Annotated in this window: 4 protein-coding genes and 1 other RNA gene; 4 read left to right on the top strand and 1 reads right to left on the bottom strand. The window is 47.6% G+C overall.

Annotated elements, in window-relative coordinates:
• Positions 1-66 precede the first annotated feature (66 nt).
• An RNA gene (gene rnpB, locus AC3DOM_RS16075) (RNase P RNA component class A) lies at positions 67-436 on the bottom strand.
• 131 nt (positions 437-567) lie between these two features.
• Between rnpB and coaE the strand changes: the two genes are divergently transcribed.
• The 4 genes from coaE to AC3DOM_RS16055 all read left to right on the top strand — a co-directional run.
• Entirely contained in the window at positions 568-1,701 is a 1,134-nt protein-coding gene (coaE, locus tag AC3DOM_RS16070) for a dephospho-CoA kinase (protein ID WP_487920056.1), read from the top strand.
• A gap of 48 nt (positions 1,702-1,749) precedes the next feature.
• Positions 1,750-2,622 carry a diadenylate cyclase CdaA gene (gene cdaA / locus AC3DOM_RS16065; RefSeq protein ID WP_487920055.1) on the top strand — a complete coding sequence of 291 codons (873 nt, stop codon included), beginning with the start codon at positions 1,750-1,752 and terminating at the stop codon, positions 2,620-2,622.
• A 1-nt stretch (position 2,623) separates the two neighbouring features.
• Positions 2,624-3,871: a CdaR family protein gene (locus AC3DOM_RS16060; protein ID WP_487920054.1), complete on the top strand. Its 1,248-nt coding sequence runs from the start codon at positions 2,624-2,626 to the stop codon at positions 3,869-3,871.
• 60 nt (positions 3,872-3,931) lie between these two features.
• Positions 3,932-4,374 (top strand): GTPase (locus AC3DOM_RS16055; protein ID WP_487920053.1); only part of this gene is annotated, 443 nt, incomplete at its 3' end.

Raw genomic sequence — 4,374 nt, 5'->3', positions numbered from 1 at the left:
CCCTATTCCAATAGATGGGAAGTCCACAAGGTTATGGTTATGGAAAAATCGTAATGAAAATAAGTTACCTCAGGCTGGTCTATAAGCCGCATTTTGTCCAGAGATTTGCATCCCTTAGGCGATCATCTATCTGTGCAGCCTACCCGAGACGTAAAGAACGGGCCGCTCACCGTCTCTGCTTGGCCTTGCTTCCGGCGGGGGTTACCTGGCCGCCCACATTACTGCGAACGCCGGTGGTCTCTTACACCACCTTTTCACTATGACCCTCACCCTAGCCCTCTCCCTTAGGGAGAGGGCAGTATGAAGGCTACCTGTTTCTGTGGCCCGAACCGACAGATTTCTCCATCCCGAGATTTCCTCGGCACCGTGCCCTATGAAGTGCGGACTTTCCTCGACCCGGAATAAAATTCTGGGCCGCGATCACCCGACCAGCCTGAGGCCTAAAGATGATACTCTTTTGCGTGCCCAACGTCAACTCCATGGATTTTGCATGCTAATACAGGTTCAGAAAGTTTTTATACGGTAAAATAAGGGAGTCTGGAATATCTACACATCAGGAGCAATTTTGTGAGCCATTGGCCCGATAAATATGTAATTGGTCTAACAGGAAATATCGCCACTGGAAAAAGCGTAGTGCGAAAAATGCTGGAGCATTTGGGTGCTTACAGCATTGATGCTGACTCACTCGCAAATCGCGCAATGGCAAAAGGTGCGCCAGCTTATCAACCAGTTGTTGATATTTTTGGTAGTTGGATATTGGATACTGGAAAGGAAATTGATCGAAAAAAACTTGGACAATTAGTCTTCGGGGCTCCAGATGCCCTGAGGCAGCTCGAAGAAATTGTGCATCCCTATGTTGGGCAAGCCATAGACTTGTTGGTGAAACGTTCAAAGCATGATGTTATCGTCATTGAGGCGATCAAACTCCTTGAAGGCGATCTGGCTTCAAAATGCGATAGCATCTGGGTGGCAAATGCATCAAGGTCTTTGCAGTTGACTCGCTTAATGGAAAAACAAAAGCTAAGCGAAGCTGATGCAAAACAACGAATCCAAGCTCAAGGCGCACAAAAAGATAAGATTGACGCTGCAAATATAGTCATTAATAATACCGGTTCTTTTGAAGATCTTTGGAAGCAGGTCGTCGCTGGATGGGGCGAGATCGCTCTTGATAGCACGGACAATGCCGCTACCGAGATCGTTCGGGAAACAAAAAGAGGAGATTTTTCCGTCCAGCGCGGTCATCCACGAAATTCAGAAGGAATTGCCGAATTAATGACACGCCTGGGTAAAATAAAAATGGATGCCGGCGACGTTATGGCCGCCTTTGGTGAAAAAGCCTTCTTTCTGCTTCAAATGGACGGGAAGCTGGTTGGACTGGCCGGCTGGCAGGTGGAAAATCTCGTCACTCGTACTACTGATCTTTATATCAATGGAGATATTTCTTCAGACGAGGGGCTAAAAGCCCTGGTCGAAGAGATTGAAAAGGCCTCCAAATCTTTGCAGAGCGAAGCGTCACTCCTTTTCCTGAATACCCAATTTGCCGCAGAGGAGGCTGTTTTAAAAAATCTTGGATATGAAAAACGGACTCCCAGGTCACTGGGCATACAAGCCTGGCAAGAAGCGGCAGAAGAAAAACCCGACACCGAAAGTACGCTCTTTTTCAAGCAGCTCCGCATTGATCGGGTTCTCCGCCCAATTTAATCAACTAGTGGGCTGGATATCCAGCCAAAATTTATCTCTCATACTCCTGTGGCCAATTTCCTAAGCGATCTCCTGTTTTTCTTTCAGCGTCTCAACTGGTTAAGCGTTGTAGATATTTTTCTGGTCACATTAATATTTTTTGCCCTCTTATATATTATTCGAGACACGCAAGCAATGATGCTCTTGCGCGGCGTTATCTTATTGGTCGTCTTTGTCATTTTTCTAACCAGTCTATTAAATTTACCTGCTTTTTCATGGCTTATTAACACCACCCTCCCCGCACTGCTTTTGGCAATTCCCGTCATTTTTGCCCCAGAAATCCGCCGCACTTTGGAACGAATAGGTCGTGCTGGCGCGATAATTCCGGCCAATAAACAAAGTACGGAGGTCAAACTGGAGGAAATGGTTCAGGCGCTCATCAGTGCAACCGCGCGTCTCTCTGCCCGCCAACATGGGGCGTTGACCATTCTGCAACGCCTTGATAACCTCGAAGAGTTTGTTGAAACTGGTGTGCGGATGGATACCCTGATTACTCCAGAGGTTTTATTACAGATCTTTTACCCTAACACCCCTCTTCACGATGGCGCTGTTATCATAAGAGATTTTCGGATCGCTGCCGCCTCATGTATTATGCCTCTCTCAGCAAGCGGCATTCTGTCACATTCACCCGAGCGAGAAATGGGTTTACGACACCGGGCAGCCCTCGGTATCTCAGAGGTAAGCGATGCTCTTGCACTGGTTGTCTCTGAAGAAAATGGCGATATTTCCATCGCCCAAAGCGGGCGGATCATCCGTCAACTCAGCTCGGAGCGATTAAAGAATATCCTATTAGCTTTTTATGGCCCCTCGGGACTAATCCGCGGCGCAGGGATGCTTGAACGTTATCTACCATTCCTTTTTAGACGCAAAGAAGAAGAATAATATGCTTCGCTGGCTTGGCAAAAATTTCCGCACTTTTATACTCGCGCTTGTTCTCGCGATTGGCGTTTGGGCTGCAGCAGTTAACGCGGCAGACCCGAATCAGGAGCTCACATATCCAGCCCCGATCCCAATCGAGATTGTGGGCCAAGATACTGGTCTTCTGATCACTAACTCCTATTCGAGGCAGATCGAGTTAACTCTCCGTGCGCCACGCTCGATCTGGGCACAGCTCACCAACAATCAGGATAGCGTCCACGCGATTCTCGATCTTTCTGGCCTCGAAGCCGGAGAATATTCCCTTGAGCCGCAAATACAGGTCAATATTCAGCCAACCAGGATCATTTCTTATTCCCCATCCTCCGTTATCATCGTTTTGGACGAGTTGATCTCACGCAGCTTCCCCATCCAATTGACCATCACAGGGGAGCCCTCGATTGGATATCAGGCGGGAGCTCCCCGCCTAGCTGCCAATGAAGTAACGGTCTCTGGACCAAAATCATTGGTAGATCGTGTGTCAGCAGTCCAAACATCTTTCAGCTTGAGCGAAGCCCGCGAAAATATTGATGAAAGTCTACCACTGGAAGTTGTAGATGAATTCAATCAGGTTGTACGTGGCGTTAATCTTAGTATCGAAAAAATACAGTTGCAAATCCCGGTCAGCCAGCAAGGCGGCTATCGAGATATGGCTGTAAAAGTCGTCGTCATGGGACAGGTTGCCAACCTCTATAGACTCACAAATATTTCTGTCTTTCCCCCGGTGGTGACAGTTTATTCGGCTGATGCCCAGTTGATCAACGAATTGCCTGGCGTACTAGAAACAGAAGCCCTCGATATTAATAATATTAGCGAAGATAGCTCTTCTCGTCTAAAATTGATCCTGCCGGAAGATGTCTCAATTATCGGCGATCAAAGCGTTTTGGCGCAGATCAGTGTGGAGGCCATATTGGGCAGTCTGACTATTTCTGATAAACCACTGGAAATTACCAATCTCGACCCGGCTCTGGCAGCCGAGCTTTCATCGCTAACTGTCGATGTGATCGTCTCCGGACCTTTGCCCATACTCGGCACCCTTAGCAGCAAAGACTTGCGTGTACTCATTGATGCAGAGGGGCTTAAAGTTGGCTCTTACCAGCTTTCTCCTATAATCGAAATCTTGCTCGATAATATTAAAGTTGAAACGATCTTACCGGAAAGCATCGAAATAATAATAAGAAATGCACCCCTCGTCACACCAACTGCACGGCCTTAATTGTAAATTGTGTTCAAAACTTTCCGGATTTAGACAGAATAATTATTTAGAGAAAAACTTATGCCAAAACCTGTTGTCGCTCTTGTAGGACGCCCTAATGTAGGCAAAAGCGCCCTTTTTAACCGCCTCGTGGGCGAACGCCTCGCCATCGTAGATGAAACTCCTGGAACCACCCGCGATCGTATTTTTTCTGAATCAGAATGGAATGGGATATATTTTGATGTGATCGACACAGGCGGAATTGACCCGACTCACGGCGGGAACACCCCTCTTTCGATTGGATCGGCCGACTTTATCGTAGATATTAAATCCCAGGCACAGGTTGCCATCGAAGAAGCAGATGCGGTCCTCTTCCTGACGGATGGTGGCACCGGTATGACACCTCCTGACAGGGAAGTTGCCCAGATATTGCGACGCAGCCAAAAAAAACTGGCTGATGGCAGTTATTGGCCACCCATCTTCCTGGTGGTCAACAAATGCGAAAACGAAGACCGTCGAAATGC

Source organism: Candidatus Desulfolinea nitratireducens, from assembly GCF_982879505.1.
Note: the sequence above shows the minus strand (reverse complement) of the source record. Positions and strands in the feature narration are given on the sequence as shown.

Bases quoted from the DNA above. Each gene is read 5' to 3' on its own strand.
- AC3DOM_RS16060 (WP_487920054.1), top strand. From the start codon at position 2,624: ATGCTTCGCTGGCTTGGCAAAAATTTCCGCACTTTTATACTCGCGCTT.